This is a genomic window from Micromonospora sp. IBHARD003 (assembly GCF_056106285.1).
This window is the reverse complement of record NZ_JBWBBX010000001.1, coordinates 1,561,474-1,576,188: the sequence shown is the minus strand read 5'-3', so window position 1 is coordinate 1,576,188 and position 14,715 is coordinate 1,561,474. Positions and strand designations below refer to the sequence as shown.

Genomic DNA, 14,715 nt, shown 5'->3' with positions numbered 1-14,715 from the left:
GTAGCACCGGGCGTCTGCCGGCAGCCTTCCTGACGCCGGGCTCCTCCTCGTTCATGGACTTCCTGGGCGAGCACTCACCGGAACTGCTCCCGGGCAAGCGCGTGCTGCCCCCCGTGCAGGGCGTGATCGAAGCACCCCACGGCACGACGATCGTCGCCGCGTCCTTCCCCGGCGGCGTGGTGCTCGCCGGTGACCGGCGGGCCACGATGGGCAACATGATCGCCCAGCGCGACATCGAGAAGGTCTTCCCGGCCGACGAGTACTCGGCCGTGGGCATCGCCGGTACCGCCGGTCTCGCGGTCGAGATGGTCAAGCTCTTCCAGCTGGAGCTGGAGCACTTCGAGAAGGTGGAAGGAGCCCAGCTCTCCCTCGAAGGCAAGGCGAACCGTCTCTCCACGATGATCCGGAGCAACCTCGGCATGGCCATGCAGGGCCTCGCCGTGGTGCCGCTCTTCGCCGGCTGGGACATCGACCGGGAGAAGGGCCGCATCTTCTCCTACGACGTCACCGGCGGCCGCTCGGAGGAGCACGGCTACGCGGCGACCGGCTCCGGTTCGATCTTCGCGCGCGGCGCGATGAAGAAGCTCTACCGCGAGGACCTGACGGAGCAGCAGAGCGTCACCCTGGTCGTGCAGGCGCTGTACGACGCGGCCGACGACGACTCGGCGACGGGCGGTCCGGACGTGGCGCGCCGGATCTACCCGATCGTCACGGTGATCACCGACGAGGGCTTCCGCAGGTTGACCGACGACGAGACAGGTGAGACCGCCCGCTCGATCCTGGAGCGCCGCCTCGAGCAGCCCGACGGCCCGCGTGCCTCGCTGCTCTGATCCACTCGCCACTGACAGAAAGGGACGGATAGCCGGTGTCGACGCCGTTCTATGTCTCACCCCAGCAGGCCATGGCCGACCGGGCGGAGTACGCCCGCAAGGGCATCGCACGCGGCCGCAGCCTGGTCGTCCTCCAGTACACCGACGGCATCGTCTTCGTCGGTGAGAACCCGTCCCGTGCCCTGCACAAGTTCAGCGAGATCTACGACCGGATCGGCTTCGCGGCCGCCGGCAAGTACAACGAGTACGAGAACCTGCGGATCGGTGGTGTGCGCTACGCGGATCTGCGCGGATACACCTACGACCGCGACGATGTGACGGCCCGCGGCCTCGCCAACGTCTACGCCCAGACGCTCGGCACGATCTTCTCCAGTGCGGGTGAGAAGCCGTACGAGGTGGAGCTGGTCGTCGCCGAGGTGGGTACCTCGCCCGAGGGAGACCAGATCTACCGGCTGCCCCACGACGGTTCGATCGTGGACGAGCACGGCTCGGTCGCGGTCGGCGGAAACGCGGAGCAGATCAGCAGTTTCCTCGACCAGCAGCACCGGGACGGTATGTCCCTCGCCGAGGCCCTGAAGCTCGCGGTGCAGGCCTTGTCCCGCGACACCAACGGCTCCGAGCGGGAGATCCCCGCGGAGCGGCTGGAGGTGGCGATCCTGGACCGCACGCGGCCGCAGAAGCGGAAGTTCAAGCGCATTGTGGGGCGGCAGTTGTCGCGGCTGTTGCAGGCGGATGACGCGGCGTCGGCGCCGACGGAGGTTCCCTCCGACGCGGAGGACACGGAGGGGGAGGCTTAGCCGCCTCCCCCTCACCCCCACCGTCCCTCACCCCCACCGTCGGGGTGCGGCCGGCGGTGGGGTGCCGCTGCCCGGGTTGGCGTCCGGTGTGTCCGTCCTCAATCTCCCCCAGACTGCGTCCGGGGGGACCCTCAGACCGGCTGCGGGTGTGTGGGCACGCCGCGGCACCGGGCAAGCTCAACAAGCCCACCCCGAACCGCACAGCGCAGCGTCACCGCGCAGGGCCCGTCGAGGATCTGGGGATCAGGGTGACCGGGAGGTCCCCCGAGTCGGGGGTCCGGCCCTCCAGGACGGACAGCAACGCGGACATCCCCGCCTCGCCCACCCGCTCCGCCGGCAGTTGGACCGTGGTCAGCTCGGGTTCCAGCGCGGTCGCCAGCGTCAGATCGTCGAAGCCCGTCACCGAGAGGTCCTCCGGCACGCGCAGCCCGAGCCTCCGTGCCGCCTTGCACGCGCCCGCGGCGACGATGTCGTCGTCGCAGACGAGCGCGGTCGGCCGGGACGGCGCCGCCTCGGTCAGCGCGCGCTCGGCCGCCGCACGCGCACCGTCCACGTCGAGCGGTGACGGGACTCTGAGCAGCGACGCCCCCGGCACCTTCGCCACGGCCGCATCCAGTGCGCGGGCCCGTACTTCGAAGGTCCAGGACGGGATCGCCGAGGCCAGGTGCAGGAACTGACGGTGTCCCAGCCCGGCCAGATGGTCCGTCACCTGCCGCATGCCGTCGGCGAGATCGAGATTCACTTGCGCGGCCGGTCCCGGATCGGCCGGGTCGCTGTCGAGCATCACCAGCGGCAGACCGGTGCCGCGGATCGCGTCCAGGGCACCTGCCGCCATCGACGAGGCGATCACCCCGTCCAGCGCGGCCCGCGCCGAGGCGAACGGGTCCTTCGCGGGGCCGACCCCCTCCGGCGAGGGGTAGAGCACCACTCCGAAGCCGTGGTCCGCCGCGACGAGCGCCGCACCCGCGTACACCCGGGCGAAGAACTCGTTGGTCAGCGCGGGCACCACGAGCAGCGCGGTCCTGGTGTGGCCGAGCCGCAGATTGCGGGCCGCCAGATTGGGGCGGTAGCCGAGCTCCTGCGCCGTCCGCCGGACCAGAACGGCGGTGCGCTCGGACACCCGGCCCCGCCACTTCTCGCCCAGCACGAGCGAGACCGTGGCCTGTGAGACCCCCGCCGCCCGCGCCACGTCCCTGCTGGTCGGCCGAGGACCGCCGGCGGGCTCCCGGGTCTGCACACTCGCCTCCGCGTCATGTCGTCCGCCGGGTGGGCAGGACTCTGTCCGCCGCGAGGGGTGGACTCGCGGCCTGGCCACATGGTACGTATGACGTACCAAGTTATACGTAAAACTTCCCTGAACGGGATCGAGTGAAGAGGCGGGACATGGCCGCGGGAGCGTCCGGGTACGCAGAGATCCTCAAGGCGCCGCACGCCGCCCGCCTGCTCATGGGCACCCTCGTGGGCCGTCTGCCGAACGCCACCGCGCATGTGGCGATCGTCCTGTTCGCCCGCGCCGAGGGCGGCAGCTATGCGCTCGCGGGCGCACTCGCCGCCGTCTACGGCCTCGCCACCGCCGTGGGGCAGCCGCTGCTGGGGCGTCTCGTCGACCTGCACGGCCAGCCGCGTGTCCAGCTTCCGTCCGCCATAGTCTCCGCACTGGGGATGGCGCTGCTGGCCGTGGCGGGCATCGCGTCGCTGCCGGTGGCGTACGCGGCGGTGGTCGTCGCGGGAGTGTTCACCCCGCCCCTCGAAGGCGGGCTGCGGGCCCTGTGGTCCAGCGTGCTGGGCCACCGCCAGGAGCGGGTCCACCAGGCCTACGCCATGGACGCGATAGCCCAGGAAGTCATGTTCACCGTGGGTCCGTTGCTCGTGACGCTGCTGGTGTGGCTCCTCTCGCCCGCCGCCGCGCTCCTGGTCATCAATGCCCTGGGGCTCGTCGGCACGCTCTCGGTCATCGTGTCCGGACCTTCCAGGAACTGGCGTTCCGCGCCCCGTGAGGCCCACTGGCTGGGTGCCCTGCGCTCACCCGGCCTGCTTGCGCTCCTCGGCTCGTTCTTCTTCGTAGGCCTCGCCCTGGGTTCCATCACGGTCGCCGCCATCGCCTACGCCGACGACCACGGCGGTGACTCCGTGTACGGCGCCCTGATGGCCGCTCTCGGTCTCGGAGCGCTCGTCGGCGGCGTCGCCTACGGTGCCCGCCAGTGGGCAGGCGCCCCGGAGCGACGTCTGCGCGCCATCGTGGGCCTGCTCGCGCTCGGCTATCTGCCGCTCATGCTCACCCCGGGGATCGTGGCGATGACCGCCCTCAGCGCCGTCGCGGGCGTGTTCCTGGCCCCCGCCATCGCGTGCGCGTTCATCGTCGTCGACCGGCACGCCCCCCGGGGGACCGTCACCGAGGCATTCTCCTGGCTCGTGACCACGTTCGGCGTCGGCGCCGCCGTGGGCACGGCCGCCGCCGGACCCGCCGTGGAACTGGGCGGGACCGTCGCGGGCTTCGCCGTGGCGGGGGGCGGCGGAATCGCCGCTCTGCTGGTCCTTCTGGCCACCGGCGGGGTCCTCGTAGCTCCCGGCCGGAGCGAACACATCGCGTCAGCGGATGAAAATGATCGGAGCGGTGCCGTCGAACCCGGTTTCAGCTCAGGCCGTCAGGCGTAATGTTCAGTCATGGACCGCCGCATTTTCGGGCTGGAGAACGAGTACGGCGTCACGTGCACATTCAGGGGACAGCGCCGACTGTCTCCTGACGAAGTGGCGCGCTACCTCTTCCGCCGTGTTGTGTCATGGGGCCGCAGCAGCAACGTCTTCCTGCGCAATGGCGCCCGCCTCTACCTCGATGTGGGGTCGCACCCGGAGTACGCCACTCCGGAATGCGACAACGTGACCGAACTGGTCACCCACGACAAGGCCGGCGAGCGGATCCTCGAAGGCCTGCTCGTCGACGCCGAACGCCGTCTGCACGAGGAGGGAATCGCAGGCGACGTCTATCTCTTCAAGAACAACACCGACTCGGCGGGAAACTCCTACGGCTGCCACGAGAACTACCTCGTCGCCCGTCATGGGGAGTTCTCCCGGCTCGCGGACATCCTGATCCCGTTCCTCGTGACCCGGCAGCTGCTCTGCGGCGCCGGAAAGGTGCTCCAGACCCCGCGCGGCGCCGTCTACTGCGTCAGCCAGCGCGCGGAGCACATCTGGGAGGGCGTCAGTTCGGCCACGACCCGGTCCCGCCCCATCATCAACACCCGCGACGAGCCGCACGCGGACGCGGAGCGCTACCGCCGTCTGCACGTCATCGTCGGGGACTCGAACATGTCCGAGACGACCATGCTGCTCAAGGTCGGCGCCACCGACCTGGTGCTGCGCATGATCGAGGCAGGCACGGTGATGCGCGATCTGACGCTGGAGAACCCCATCCGGGCCATCCGTGAAGTCAGCCACGACATCACGGGTCAGCGCAAGGTGCGCCTGGCCAGCGGCCGGGAGGCCTCCGCCCTGGAGATCCAGCGCGAGTACTACGAGAAGGCCGTGGACTTCGTCGACCGCCGCGGGATCCGCTCGGGCACGGTCGAGCAGGTACTCGAACTGTGGAGCCGCACGCTCGACGCCATCGAGCAGGAGGATCTCGACCGGATCGGCACCGAGATCGACTGGGTGATCAAGTACAAGCTCATCGAGCGGTACCGGGCCAAGCACAACATGACCATGTCGCACCCGAGGGTCGCCCAGATAGACCTCGCCTATCACGACATCCACCGCCGCCGGGGCCTGTACTACCTCCTGGAGAAGAAGGGCCAGGCGGCCCGGATCTGCAACGATCTGAAGATCTTCGAGGGCAAATCCGTGCCCCCGCAGACCACCAGGGCACGGCTGCGCGGCGACTTCATCCGCCGCGCCCAGGAGCAGCGGCGCGACTTCACGGTCGACTGGGTGCACCTCAAGCTCAACGACCAAGCGCAGCGCACCGTGTTGTGCAAGGACCCCTTCCGCTCGGTCGACGACAGGGTGGAGAAACTGATCGCCGGCATGTAGCCGCTCCCGCCGGTTCTCCCGGTCCGGGAACGCGACCTGGGCCCCGTACGTTCCTCGTGCGGGGCCCTCGGCACGCCATAGAGTGTCGAGCGACCGATGTGCCGTCTGAGATCTGAGGAACACGTGCGCCGACTTGCCGGCCTTCTCGTCGTCCCCCTGCTGCTGCTCTCCGCAGTGGCCTGCGGTGATGAGAACGGCTCCGACTCCACCTCGTCCAAGAACGGGTTTCCCGCGATCACGGCGGGCGCCAAGTTCGGAGAGAAACCGACCCTCGCCAAGGGGGAGGGCGACCCGCCGAAGGAGCTGAAGTCCGAGACCCTCATCGAGGGCAAGGGCCCGGCTCTGAAGAAGGGCGATGCCGTCCAGGTCAACTACCTCGGTCAGTCCTGGGACTCGGACAAGCCGTTCGACAACAGTTTCGATCGCGGGCAGCCGTTCGATCTGACGCTGGGGGCCGGACAGGTCATCAAGGGCTGGGACCAGGGCCTCGAGGGCAAGAAGGTCGGCAGCCGCGTCGAGCTCGTCATCCCGCCGGATCTCGGCTACGGCGCCCAGGGCCAGGGCGACATCAAGCCCAACGCGACCCTGGTCTTCGTGGTGGACATCCTGAAGGGCACCACGATCCCCAAGTCCGCCTCGGGCTCCGTCGTAGCCCAGGACAACATCGACCTCCCCAAGGTCGGCACCAACACCGACGGCAAGGAACCGACCGTCACCGTCCCCAAGTCCGACCCGCCGACGAAGCTGGTCTCGAACTACGTGGTCGAGGGCAAGGGCGAGCCGGTCAAGGCCAGTGACACGGTCGTCGTGAACTATGTCGCCCTGACTTGGAAGGACGGCAAGAAGTTCGACTCCACGTACGCCACCGGCAAGACCGCCAACTTCCCGCTGCCGCAGCTGACGCTCAAGGGCCTCAAGAACGGCATCACGGGCAAGAAGGTGGGCAGCCGCATCCTGATCGTCGCCCCGCCGGACCAGGCGTTCGGCGACAAGGAGCAGCAGGGCATTCCCAAGAACTCCACGCTGGTCTTCGCCTTGGACATCCTGGCAAAGATGTAAGACTGTCCCGGTTGCCCAGTTCACCAGTTTGAGGAGCAGAGCAGTGAGCATCGACAAGCCCGAGATCGACTTCCCGGGTGGCGAGCCCCCCACCGAGCTCGAGATCAAGGACATCTGGGAGGGCGACGGTCCCGAGGCGAAGGCCGGTGACTCCGTCTCCGTGCACTACGTCGGCGTGGCCTTCTCCACGGGCGAGGAGTTCGACGCGTCCTGGAACCGCGGTACTCCGCTGCGTTTCCAGCTCGGTGTCGGCCAGGTCATCAAGGGCTGGGACCAGGGCGTCCAGGGCATGAAGGTCGGCGGCCGCCGCCAGCTGATCATCCCCGCCCACCTCGCGTACGGCGACCGCGGTGCCGGCGGCCGTATCGCCCCGGGCGAGACGCTGATCTTCGTCTGCGACCTGGTCGCGATCTGATCGCAAGCGGTCACGCTGGGCCCCCGCCTGTCCTGGCGGGGGCCCGCGCTTTTGCCACGACAGCCCGTAGCGGTAGGTTCGACGATCAGAGAACTCTATGAAGGGCGGAAGGGCGTCGATGGCCATTGCCAAGGCCGAGCGGCTGATGAACCTGGCGCTGTGTCTGCTCGGCACACGACGACCGCTCAGCAAGCGGGAGCTGCGCGGGTCCATCGAGGCCTATCTCGAGGCGGGCGGCGACGAGGCCTTCAACCGCATGTTCGAGCGCGACAAGGACGATCTGCGCGAACTCGGCCTGGTCATCGCGACCGTGGAGAATCTCGACGGTGAGACGGGCTACCTCGCCCGCCGCGACTCCAACAGGCTTCCGCCCATCACCCTCGACGCCGAGGAGGCCGCCGCCCTCGGCCTCGCCGCCAAGGTCTGGCAGCAGGCCCGTCTCGCCGGAGCGGCCAGCGGTGCCCTGCAGAAGCTGCGCGCGGCCGGTATGCCGGAGAGCGAGACGGCGTACGACACGGCACAGCACAGTGCCCTCGAGCCGCGCATCCCCGTCCACGAGGCCGCGTTCGAGCCGCTGATGCTCGCCTGCCGGGACCGCCGGCCCGTCGTCTTCGACTACCGCAAGTCCAATGCCGTCCACCCCGAGACCCGTCATGTCGAGCCCTGGGCGCTCGAGTGCTGGCGCGGCCACTGGTACCTCGCGGGCTGGGACCGGGACCGCGGCGCCGAGCGGGTCTTCCGGCTGTCCCGGATCACCGGCAAGGTCCGCTCCCGGGCGGGGGCGTACACCGCGCCGGTGCCCGACGTGGTCACCGTGCGCGAGACGGTCGAGACCTGGGCGGGGGAGACCGCGACCCGGTCCGCACTGATCAAGCTGCGGTCGGGCGCCGGTTATCCGCTGCGGGCACGGGCCGCGGAGGTCCGGGAACTGGGCGACGGCTGGGACGAGTTGGAGATTCCGTACGGACACGGTCTGGACGCCTGGCTCGTCGAGTTCGGCCCGGACGTCATCGTGCTGGAGCCCGCGGACCTGCGGGCCGATGTGGTCGACCGGCTGCGCGCCGTGGCCAAGGGCTGAGGGGACTCGTACGACCATGGCCGTGAACGCCATCGACCAGACCCGGCGGATGCTCTCGCTGGTGACCTATCTGCGCGAGCGCCCCGGCGCGCGTGTCGGAGACGTGGCCCGGGCCTTCGGGATCACCGAGGACGAGCTGATCTCGGACCTCGACGTGCTGCCCATGTGCGGAACGAGCTTCCGCGGCGGCGATCTGCTCGACATCGACACGGACGGCGACCGCATCTGGTGGCGCAACCCGGGTGCCCTCGCGGCGGAGGCGGCCGAGCCGCTGCGGCTCGCGGCGGACGAGGCGACGGCCCTGCTGGTCGCCGCGCGGGCGGTCGCCACGCTGCCCGGGCTGCGTGAGGGCGACCGGGACGCCCTGCTGAGAGCCACCGCCAAACTGGAGGCCGCGGCAGGGGAGGCGGCCGGCGCCAGCGCCCGGCTCTCGGTCACCTTCGAGTCCGAGGGCGGCGTCTTCGCCGACGTCGACCGCGCCATCTCGGAGCGCCGCAGGCTGTGGCTGCGTTACTACTCACCGGCGCGTGACGAGCTCACCGAGCGCGAGGTGGACCCGATCCGGCTGTTCGCGGTCGGACACACGTACATGGAGGCGTGGTGCTACCTCTCGGAGGCGCGCCGGACCTTCCGGCTCGACCGGGTCGCCGAGATCCGGCTGCTGGACGAGCCGTCCGCACCGCCCGAGATCGAGCTGCGGGACCTCTCGGAGGGACTGGTGCAGGCGTCGGCCGAGGACCCGGAAGTCGTGGTCGAGGTCGGCCCCGGCGGTCGCTGGGTGGCCGAGTACTACCCCCACGACCGGGCGGAGGAGCTGGCCGACGGCGGGCTGCGGATCACGCTGCGCACACCGGACCCCGCCTCTCTCCGGCGGCTCGCGCTGCGGCTCGGCAGGGACGGCCGGATCGTCTCGCCGCAGGATCTGGCGGACAGCGCCCAGCGGGCGGCGAGCGAGGCACTGGCCGCGTACGACGTCCAGGCCCGGCAGCCGTGACCGAGACGACCGTGACCGATGGGAGTTATTGAGGGATATGTCCGTTCTCTCCGGAATTCCGGCATCCGCGGTCCCGGTCCTGTTCAAGGCCGCGTGCCCCGACTGCCGCTCCCGCTTCGAGCTCTCGGCGGCCGCCCTGCGCCTGGCGATCGGCGCCAGCCGGCGGACCACGTTCTACTCCTTCACCTGTCCCGAGTGCGGGGCGGCCGTGCGCAAGCCCGCGGGTGAGCGGATCGTCGAACTGCTCACCGGCGGCGGAGTGCGGACGCTGCGCCTCCACTCGACCGTCTGATCCTCCTTCGACCGCAAGGCTCCGCCCATGTTCTGGTCCATGCTCGCCATCGCCCTGGGATTCCTCGGAATCGCCGTCCTCGGTGTCCTTGGAATCCGCGTCTTCCTGGAGGCCCGGCGCCTGGGCCGGCAGGTCGCCGCCGCCGCGGAACGCATCAACCGTGCCGCCGAGGATCTGGAGCACGCGGCGACCGTGCTCGGGCGCACGGGAGGGGCGCTGCGCTAGGGGGTTTCTGATGGATCTCCGCGGCGTCCGCCACGGAGATCCATCAGAAACCCCCTAGTACTGTGACCGGATCCCATCCGGTCACAGCACTGACGAAAAGGCCATTTCCTCCGGTATACGACCGGAGAGGTAGGCTGATGATCGCGGTGGAAGCAACGAGGCGCTGCCGCCAACGGTGGTATACACAGGGATTGCCTTGTGTTTACTCGTCCGAGTTACGATCGCTGCTGGTGGTGGTTCGGACGACAGTCCGATCGCGCCGCTCTCCCGCCCCAGACGCCTCGGTGAGAAGGTAGACAAAGCATATGTTCCGACAGATCGGCCCCACCGAGATCATCCTCATTCTGGTCGTCGTCGTGCTTCTCTTCGGCGCCAAGAAGCTCCCCGAGATGGCCCGTTCGCTCGGCAAGTCCGCGCGGATCCTGAAGAGCGAGGCCAAGGCCATGAAGTCGGAGGGCCAGCAGCCCGCGCCCGCCGACCCGCCGGCCGAGCAGCCCCCGGCTCAGCGCACCATCAAGGCGGCGCCCGGTGACGTGACGTCCCGTCCTGTCACCGAGCCGACGGACACCACCACCCAGCGCTGACCCCGGGCCGCCCAGTGGCGGCCTGACGCACGAGATGAGGACGTGGGTTGCTCAAGCGTGCCCGCACCAAGAAGGACGTGGACCCCGAGGGGCGGATGCCGCTCGCGGACCATCTCCGTGAGCTTCGCAACCGGCTCGCGAAGGCGATGCTGGCGATCACGATCACGTCCGTCGTCGCTGCCTTCTACAGCCAGGAGCTGATGGACCTCCTGGCCTCTCCCGTCAACCGGTGTGTGCCGGGGGAGACCCGCACCGGCGGCGCCTGCGCGACGATCGTCTACACCGACCTGCTGTCGCCGTTCACGACCACCGTGAAGGTCGTTCTGATGGCCGGTATCATCGCTTCCTGCCCGGTCTGGCTCTACCAGCTCTGGGCCTTCGTGGCTCCCGGGCTGCACAAGCACGAGAAGAAGTACACCTACATCTTCGCCTTCGCCGCCGTGCCCCTGTTCGTCGCCGGCGCGTATCTGGCGTTCGTGATCATGCCGGTCAGCATGAGCGTGCTTCTGAGCATCACGCCGGCTCCCGCCGAGAACCTGCTCGAGGTCGACAAGATCCTGGACTTCGCCGTCCGGATGGTGCTGATCTTCGGATTCTCCTTCGAGCTGCCCCTGATGCTGACCATGCTGAACTTCGCCGGTGTCGTGTCCGGGAAGCGGATGGCCGGCTGGTGGCGGGGCGTCATCATGGGCATCTTCGTCTTCGGCGCCGTCGCCACCCCGTCGACGGATCCGCTGGGCATGATCGCTCTGGCCGGCCCGATCATCGTGCTCTACCTCATGGCGGTCGGCATCGCGTTGCTCAACGACAAGCGCCGCAGCCGCAACGACCCCGACGCCGGGATCGGTGACGACGAGGCCGCCGATCTCGACCTGACACCGTCCCCGATCGGCGCCGTCGAGTCCGTCCCGTCCGCCCATGCGCTCCCCGAGCAGCAGAGCGGCGACCGCGACCGCGTCAACGGGTACGACGACGTGACCTGAGCCCGCCACACACGGTGCGGAGGACCTCACTCCGGGAAGTGCGAAGGGCCGGACGCGCTCCGCGTCCGGCCCTCTGTGCCGTCCTGGGGTTCTGTCCGGAGCCCACCGCGGGCCGGGCTCCGGGCCCGGTTAAAGATCGCGCCCACTGTCGGACCCGGCGGGTACTCTCGACAGCAAGATGACAGAGGACCTCTCCCCAGCTGAGCGATACACCGCCGCTCGGATCCGTGCCGCCGAGCAGGCCACCGCATTCGCTCCCTTCCGCGAGCTGTACGACTTCGAGCTGGACCCGTTCCAGATCGAGGCATGCCAGGCCCTGGAGGGCGGCAAGGGCGTGCTCGTCGCGGCGCCCACCGGGTCGGGCAAGACCATCGTGGGCGAGTTCGCCGTGCACCTCGCCCTCGCCCAGGGGCGCAAGTGTTTCTACACGACACCCATCAAGGCGCTGTCCAACCAGAAGTACTCGGACCTGGTCAAGCGGTACGGCCCCGAGAAGGTCGGCCTGCTCACCGGGGACAACAGCGTCAACTCCGAGGCTCCCGTGGTCGTCATGACCACCGAGGTCCTGCGCAACATGCTGTATGCGGGATCCCAGTCCCTGCTCGGTCTCGGCTATGTGGTCATGGACGAGGTCCACTACCTCTCCGACCGCTTCCGCGGCGCCGTCTGGGAGGAGGTGATCATCCACCTCCCCGAGTCCGTGACGCTGGTGTCCCTGTCGGCGACCGTGTCCAACGCCGAGGAGTTCGGTGACTGGCTGGACACCGTCCGTGGCGACACCGAGGTGATCGTCTCCGAGTCCCGCCCGGTGCCGCTGTGGCAGCACGTGCTCGCCGGCCGCCGGATGCACGACCTCTTCGAGGAGGAGAGCGACCACGGTGGCCGTGGCGCCGCACGCCGTGAGGTCAACCCCGATCTGGTCCGCATGGCCCGGATGGAGAACTCGCGCACGTACAACCCCCGCGAGCGCCGGCGCGGCAAGATGGTCCGCGAGGCTGACCGCGAGCGCGAACGCAGACAGCGCAGCCGCATCTGGACACCCTCCCGGCCCGAGGTCATAGAGCGCCTCGACGCCGAGGGCCTGCTGCCCGCCATCACCTTCATCTTCAGCCGCGCCGCGTGCGAGGCGGCCGTCCAGCAGTGTCTGCACGCGGGACTGCGGCTCAACGACGACGAGGCGCGCAGGAGGGTGCGTGAGATCGTCGAGGAGCGCACGGCCGCCATCCCCAGCGAAGACCTCCACGTCCTCGGCTACTACGAGTGGCTGGAAGGGCTGGAGCGAGGCATAGCGGCGCACCACGCCGGGATGCTCCCGACCTTCAAGGAAGTCGTCGAGGAGCTGTTCGTACGCGGCCTCGTCAAGGCCGTCTTCGCCACCGAGACCCTCGCGCTCGGCATCAACATGCCCGCGCGGTCGGTGGTGCTGGAGAAGCTCGTCAAGTGGAACGGCGAGCAGCACGCCGACATCACCCCCGGCGAATACACCCAGTTGACCGGCCGGGCGGGACGGCGCGGCATCGACGTCGAGGGCCACGCCGTCGTGCTGTGGCAGCGCGGTATGGACCCGGGCGCCCTCGCCGGTCTCGCGGGCACGCGCACCTATCCGCTCCGCTCCAGTTTCAAGCCGTCCTACAACATGGCGGTGAACCTTGTGCAGCAGTTCGGCCGGCATCGCTCGCGCGAACTGCTGGAGACGTCCTTCGCGCAGTTCCAGGCCGACAAGTCGGTGGTCGGGATCTCGCGCCAGGTGCAGCGCAACGAGGAGGGGCTGGCCGGTTACCTGGAGGGGATGACCTGCCACCTCGGCGACTTCGAGGAGTACGCCCGGCTGCGGCGGGAGCTCAAGGACCGCGAGACCGAACTGGCCAAGCAGGGCGCGGCGCAGCGCCGGGCGGCCGCCGCCGGCTCGCTGGAGCGGCTCAAGCCCGGAGACGTGATCCACGTCCCCACAGGCAAGTTCGCCGGTCTCGCCCTGGTGCTCGACCCGGGGCTTCCGGCCGGGCGGTCGGGCGGCCACCGCGGGGGGTTCGAGTACCACGACGGACCGCGGCCCCTCGTGCTGACCGCCGAACGGCAGGTCAAGCGGCTCGCGGCGATGGACTTCCCGGTCCCGGTCGAGCCTTTGGAGCGGATGCGAATCCCCAAGTCCTTCAATCCGAGGTCGCCGCAGTCCCGGCGCGACCTGGCGTCGGCACTGCGGACGAAGGCCGGGCACATCGTGCCCGAGCGGCACCACAGGCAGCGATCGGCCGCCGTGGACGACCGGGAGATCGCCCGGCTCCGCAAGGACATCCGCTCGCACCCTTGCCACGGCTGCGACGAGCGCGAGGACCACGCCCGTTGGGCCGAGCGCTACCACCGTCTGCAGCGCGACACCCGGCAGTTGGAACGCCGTATCGAGGGGCGCACCAACACCATCGCCCGCACCTTCGACCGGATCGTCGGCCTGCTCACGGAGATGGACTACCTCCGTGGCGACGAGGTCACGGAACACGGCAAGCGACTGGCGCGGCTGTACGGCGAACTGGATCTGCTGGCCAGCGAATGCCTGCGTGAGCGTGTCTGGGAGGGCCTGAGCCCGGCCGAACTGGCCGCCTGTGTCTCGGCGTTGGTCTACGAGGCACGGCAGGCGGACGATGCGGTGGCGCCGAAACTGCCCTCGGGGAAGGCGAAGGCCGCACTCGGCGAGATGGTGCGGATCTGGGGTCGGCTCGACGCGCTCGAGGAAGACTTCAGGATCAACCAGGCGGAGGGAGTCGGTCAGCGCGAGCCCGATCTGGGCTTCGCCTGGGCCGCGTACCAATGGGCCTCGGGGAAGGGCCTCGACGAAGTACTCCGCGAAGCGGAGATGCCGGCGGGCGACTTCGTGCGCTGGTGCAAGCAGGTCATCGACGTGCTGGGACAGATTGCCGCGGCGGCACCGGGCGAGGGTACGACGGTGGCGCGTACGGCCCGCAAGGCGGTCGACGGATTGCTGCGGGGCGTGGTGGCGTACAGCTCGGTCGGCTAGGGGGTTTCTGATGGATCTCCGTGGAGGAAGGAGCGGCGTCCGGTGCGTGCTCTCGGAGTGCCGGCTGAAGCCCTCGTACGGGACGTACTTGGGCTTTCGGCCGGTGCGGCGAGTGGGAGTACCTCCCACGCCGTAAGGCCGTGGGGGCGTGCCGGGCGTCGCGACGCCGCGGAGACCCGTCAGAAGCCCCGTAGTGCTGTGACCGGATAGGTTCACCGGCTCGCGGCGCCCTGCACGGCGTCTCGCTGCGTTGTCGCATCACCCGAGTACATCCAGTACAAGGGCGATTCCCGCCTTGCGATCCACCGCACAGGACGCCGCGAGCTTCCCGGCGAAGCTATCCGGCCACAGCACTAGATCCTTTCCGGGCTGCTGCCGACCATGCGGACGCCGCCGCCGGACGGCCAGGCATATGCGGGCTC

General features: G+C 69.5%; 14 protein-coding genes. 13 read left to right on the top strand and 1 reads right to left on the bottom strand.

From position 1 onward, the window contains the following. The first annotated feature begins 53 nt into the window (after positions 1 to 53). Together prcB and prcA are read left to right on the top strand one after the other, a co-directional pair. The gene (prcB, locus tag ACTWOL_RS06975; RefSeq protein ID WP_474301106.1) at positions 54 to 830 is read left to right on the top strand and encodes a proteasome subunit beta; all 777 of its coding nucleotides are present in this window, start codon (positions 54 to 56) and stop codon (positions 828 to 830) included. A 35-nt stretch (positions 831 to 865) separates the two neighbouring features. After that, positions 866 to 1,627 carry a proteasome subunit alpha gene (gene prcA, locus ACTWOL_RS06970; RefSeq protein WP_474295422.1) on the top strand — a complete coding sequence of 254 codons (762 nt, stop codon included), beginning with the start codon at positions 866 to 868 and terminating at the stop codon, positions 1,625 to 1,627. A 211-nt stretch (positions 1,628 to 1,838) separates the two neighbouring features. On the opposite strand, the gene ACTWOL_RS06965 is transcribed toward prcA, so the two are convergent. After that, positions 1,839 to 2,864 (bottom strand): LacI family DNA-binding transcriptional regulator, encoded by a 1,026-nt coding sequence (locus tag ACTWOL_RS06965; RefSeq protein WP_474295419.1) that lies wholly within the window; start codon positions 2,862 to 2,864, stop codon positions 1,839 to 1,841. A gap of 146 nt (positions 2,865 to 3,010) precedes the next feature. Between ACTWOL_RS06965 and ACTWOL_RS06960 the strand changes: the two genes are divergently transcribed. The 11 genes from ACTWOL_RS06960 (at position 3,011) to ACTWOL_RS06910 (ending at position 14,293) form a co-directional block, all read left to right on the top strand. Then, a complete protein-coding gene (locus ACTWOL_RS06960) occupies positions 3,011 to 4,282 on the top strand; it encodes an MFS transporter (RefSeq protein ID WP_474295417.1) in 1,272 nt (423 codons plus the stop codon). Between the two features lie 9 nt (positions 4,283 to 4,291). Continuing rightward, positions 4,292 to 5,653: a Pup--protein ligase gene (gene pafA, locus ACTWOL_RS06955; RefSeq protein WP_474295415.1), complete on the top strand. Its 1,362-nt coding sequence runs from the start codon at positions 4,292 to 4,294 to the stop codon at positions 5,651 to 5,653. A 123-nt stretch (positions 5,654 to 5,776) separates the two neighbouring features. Next, positions 5,777 to 6,712, top strand: coding sequence for an FKBP-type peptidyl-prolyl cis-trans isomerase (locus tag ACTWOL_RS06950; protein WP_474295413.1), 936 nt, complete (start codon positions 5,777 to 5,779; stop codon positions 6,710 to 6,712). Between the two features lie 43 nt (positions 6,713 to 6,755). After that, positions 6,756 to 7,127 carry an FKBP-type peptidyl-prolyl cis-trans isomerase gene (locus ACTWOL_RS06945; protein ID WP_474295411.1) on the top strand — a complete coding sequence of 124 codons (372 nt, stop codon included), beginning with the start codon at positions 6,756 to 6,758 and terminating at the stop codon, positions 7,125 to 7,127. Between the two features lie 118 nt (positions 7,128 to 7,245). After that, positions 7,246 to 8,205, top strand: a complete 960-nt coding sequence (locus ACTWOL_RS06940; protein WP_474295409.1) for a helix-turn-helix transcriptional regulator — start codon at positions 7,246 to 7,248, stop codon at positions 8,203 to 8,205. A 22-nt stretch (positions 8,206 to 8,227) separates the two neighbouring features. After that, a complete protein-coding gene (locus ACTWOL_RS06935) occupies positions 8,228 to 9,199 on the top strand; it encodes a helix-turn-helix transcriptional regulator (RefSeq protein ID WP_474295407.1) in 972 nt (323 codons plus the stop codon). A 37-nt stretch (positions 9,200 to 9,236) separates the two neighbouring features. Further along, complete coding sequence (locus tag ACTWOL_RS06930) at positions 9,237 to 9,491, top strand: hypothetical protein (protein ID WP_474295405.1); 255 nt, start codon at positions 9,237 to 9,239, stop codon at positions 9,489 to 9,491. Between the two features lie 27 nt (positions 9,492 to 9,518). Further along, positions 9,519 to 9,716, top strand: coding sequence for a hypothetical protein (locus ACTWOL_RS06925; protein WP_474295404.1), 198 nt, complete (start codon positions 9,519 to 9,521; stop codon positions 9,714 to 9,716). Positions 9,717 to 10,021: 305 nt separating this feature from the next. Continuing rightward, positions 10,022 to 10,300, top strand: coding sequence for a Sec-independent protein translocase subunit TatA (gene tatA / locus ACTWOL_RS06920; protein ID WP_474295403.1), 279 nt, complete (start codon positions 10,022 to 10,024; stop codon positions 10,298 to 10,300). Positions 10,301 to 10,347: 47 nt separating this feature from the next. Further along, positions 10,348 to 11,283, top strand: coding sequence for a twin-arginine translocase subunit TatC (tatC, locus tag ACTWOL_RS06915; RefSeq protein WP_474295401.1), 936 nt, complete (start codon positions 10,348 to 10,350; stop codon positions 11,281 to 11,283). A gap of 178 nt (positions 11,284 to 11,461) precedes the next feature. Next, on the top strand, positions 11,462 to 14,293 hold the full coding sequence (locus tag ACTWOL_RS06910; protein WP_474295398.1) for a DEAD/DEAH box helicase: 2,832 nt from the start codon (positions 11,462 to 11,464) through the stop codon (positions 14,291 to 14,293). Positions 14,294 to 14,715: the final 422 nt, after the last annotated feature.

Excerpts from the sequence above, each read along its gene's own strand:
- prcB (WP_474301106.1), top strand. The coding sequence starts at position 54 with ATGGACTTCCTGGGCGAGCACTCACCGGAACTGCTCCCGGGCAAGCGC.
- ACTWOL_RS06960 (WP_474295417.1), top strand. The coding sequence starts at position 3,011 with ATGGCCGCGGGAGCGTCCGGGTACGCAGAGATCCTCAAGGCGCCGCAC.
- pafA (WP_474295415.1), top strand. The coding sequence starts at position 4,292 with ATGGACCGCCGCATTTTCGGGCTGGAGAACGAGTACGGCGTCACGTGC.
- ACTWOL_RS06940 (WP_474295409.1), top strand. The coding sequence starts at position 7,246 with ATGGCCATTGCCAAGGCCGAGCGGCTGATGAACCTGGCGCTGTGTCTG.
- ACTWOL_RS06930 (WP_474295405.1), top strand. The coding sequence starts at position 9,237 with ATGTCCGTTCTCTCCGGAATTCCGGCATCCGCGGTCCCGGTCCTGTTC.
- ACTWOL_RS06925 (WP_474295404.1), top strand. The coding sequence starts at position 9,519 with ATGTTCTGGTCCATGCTCGCCATCGCCCTGGGATTCCTCGGAATCGCC.
- tatA (WP_474295403.1), top strand. The coding sequence starts at position 10,022 with ATGTTCCGACAGATCGGCCCCACCGAGATCATCCTCATTCTGGTCGTC.
- ACTWOL_RS06910 (WP_474295398.1), top strand. The coding sequence starts at position 11,462 with ATGACAGAGGACCTCTCCCCAGCTGAGCGATACACCGCCGCTCGGATC.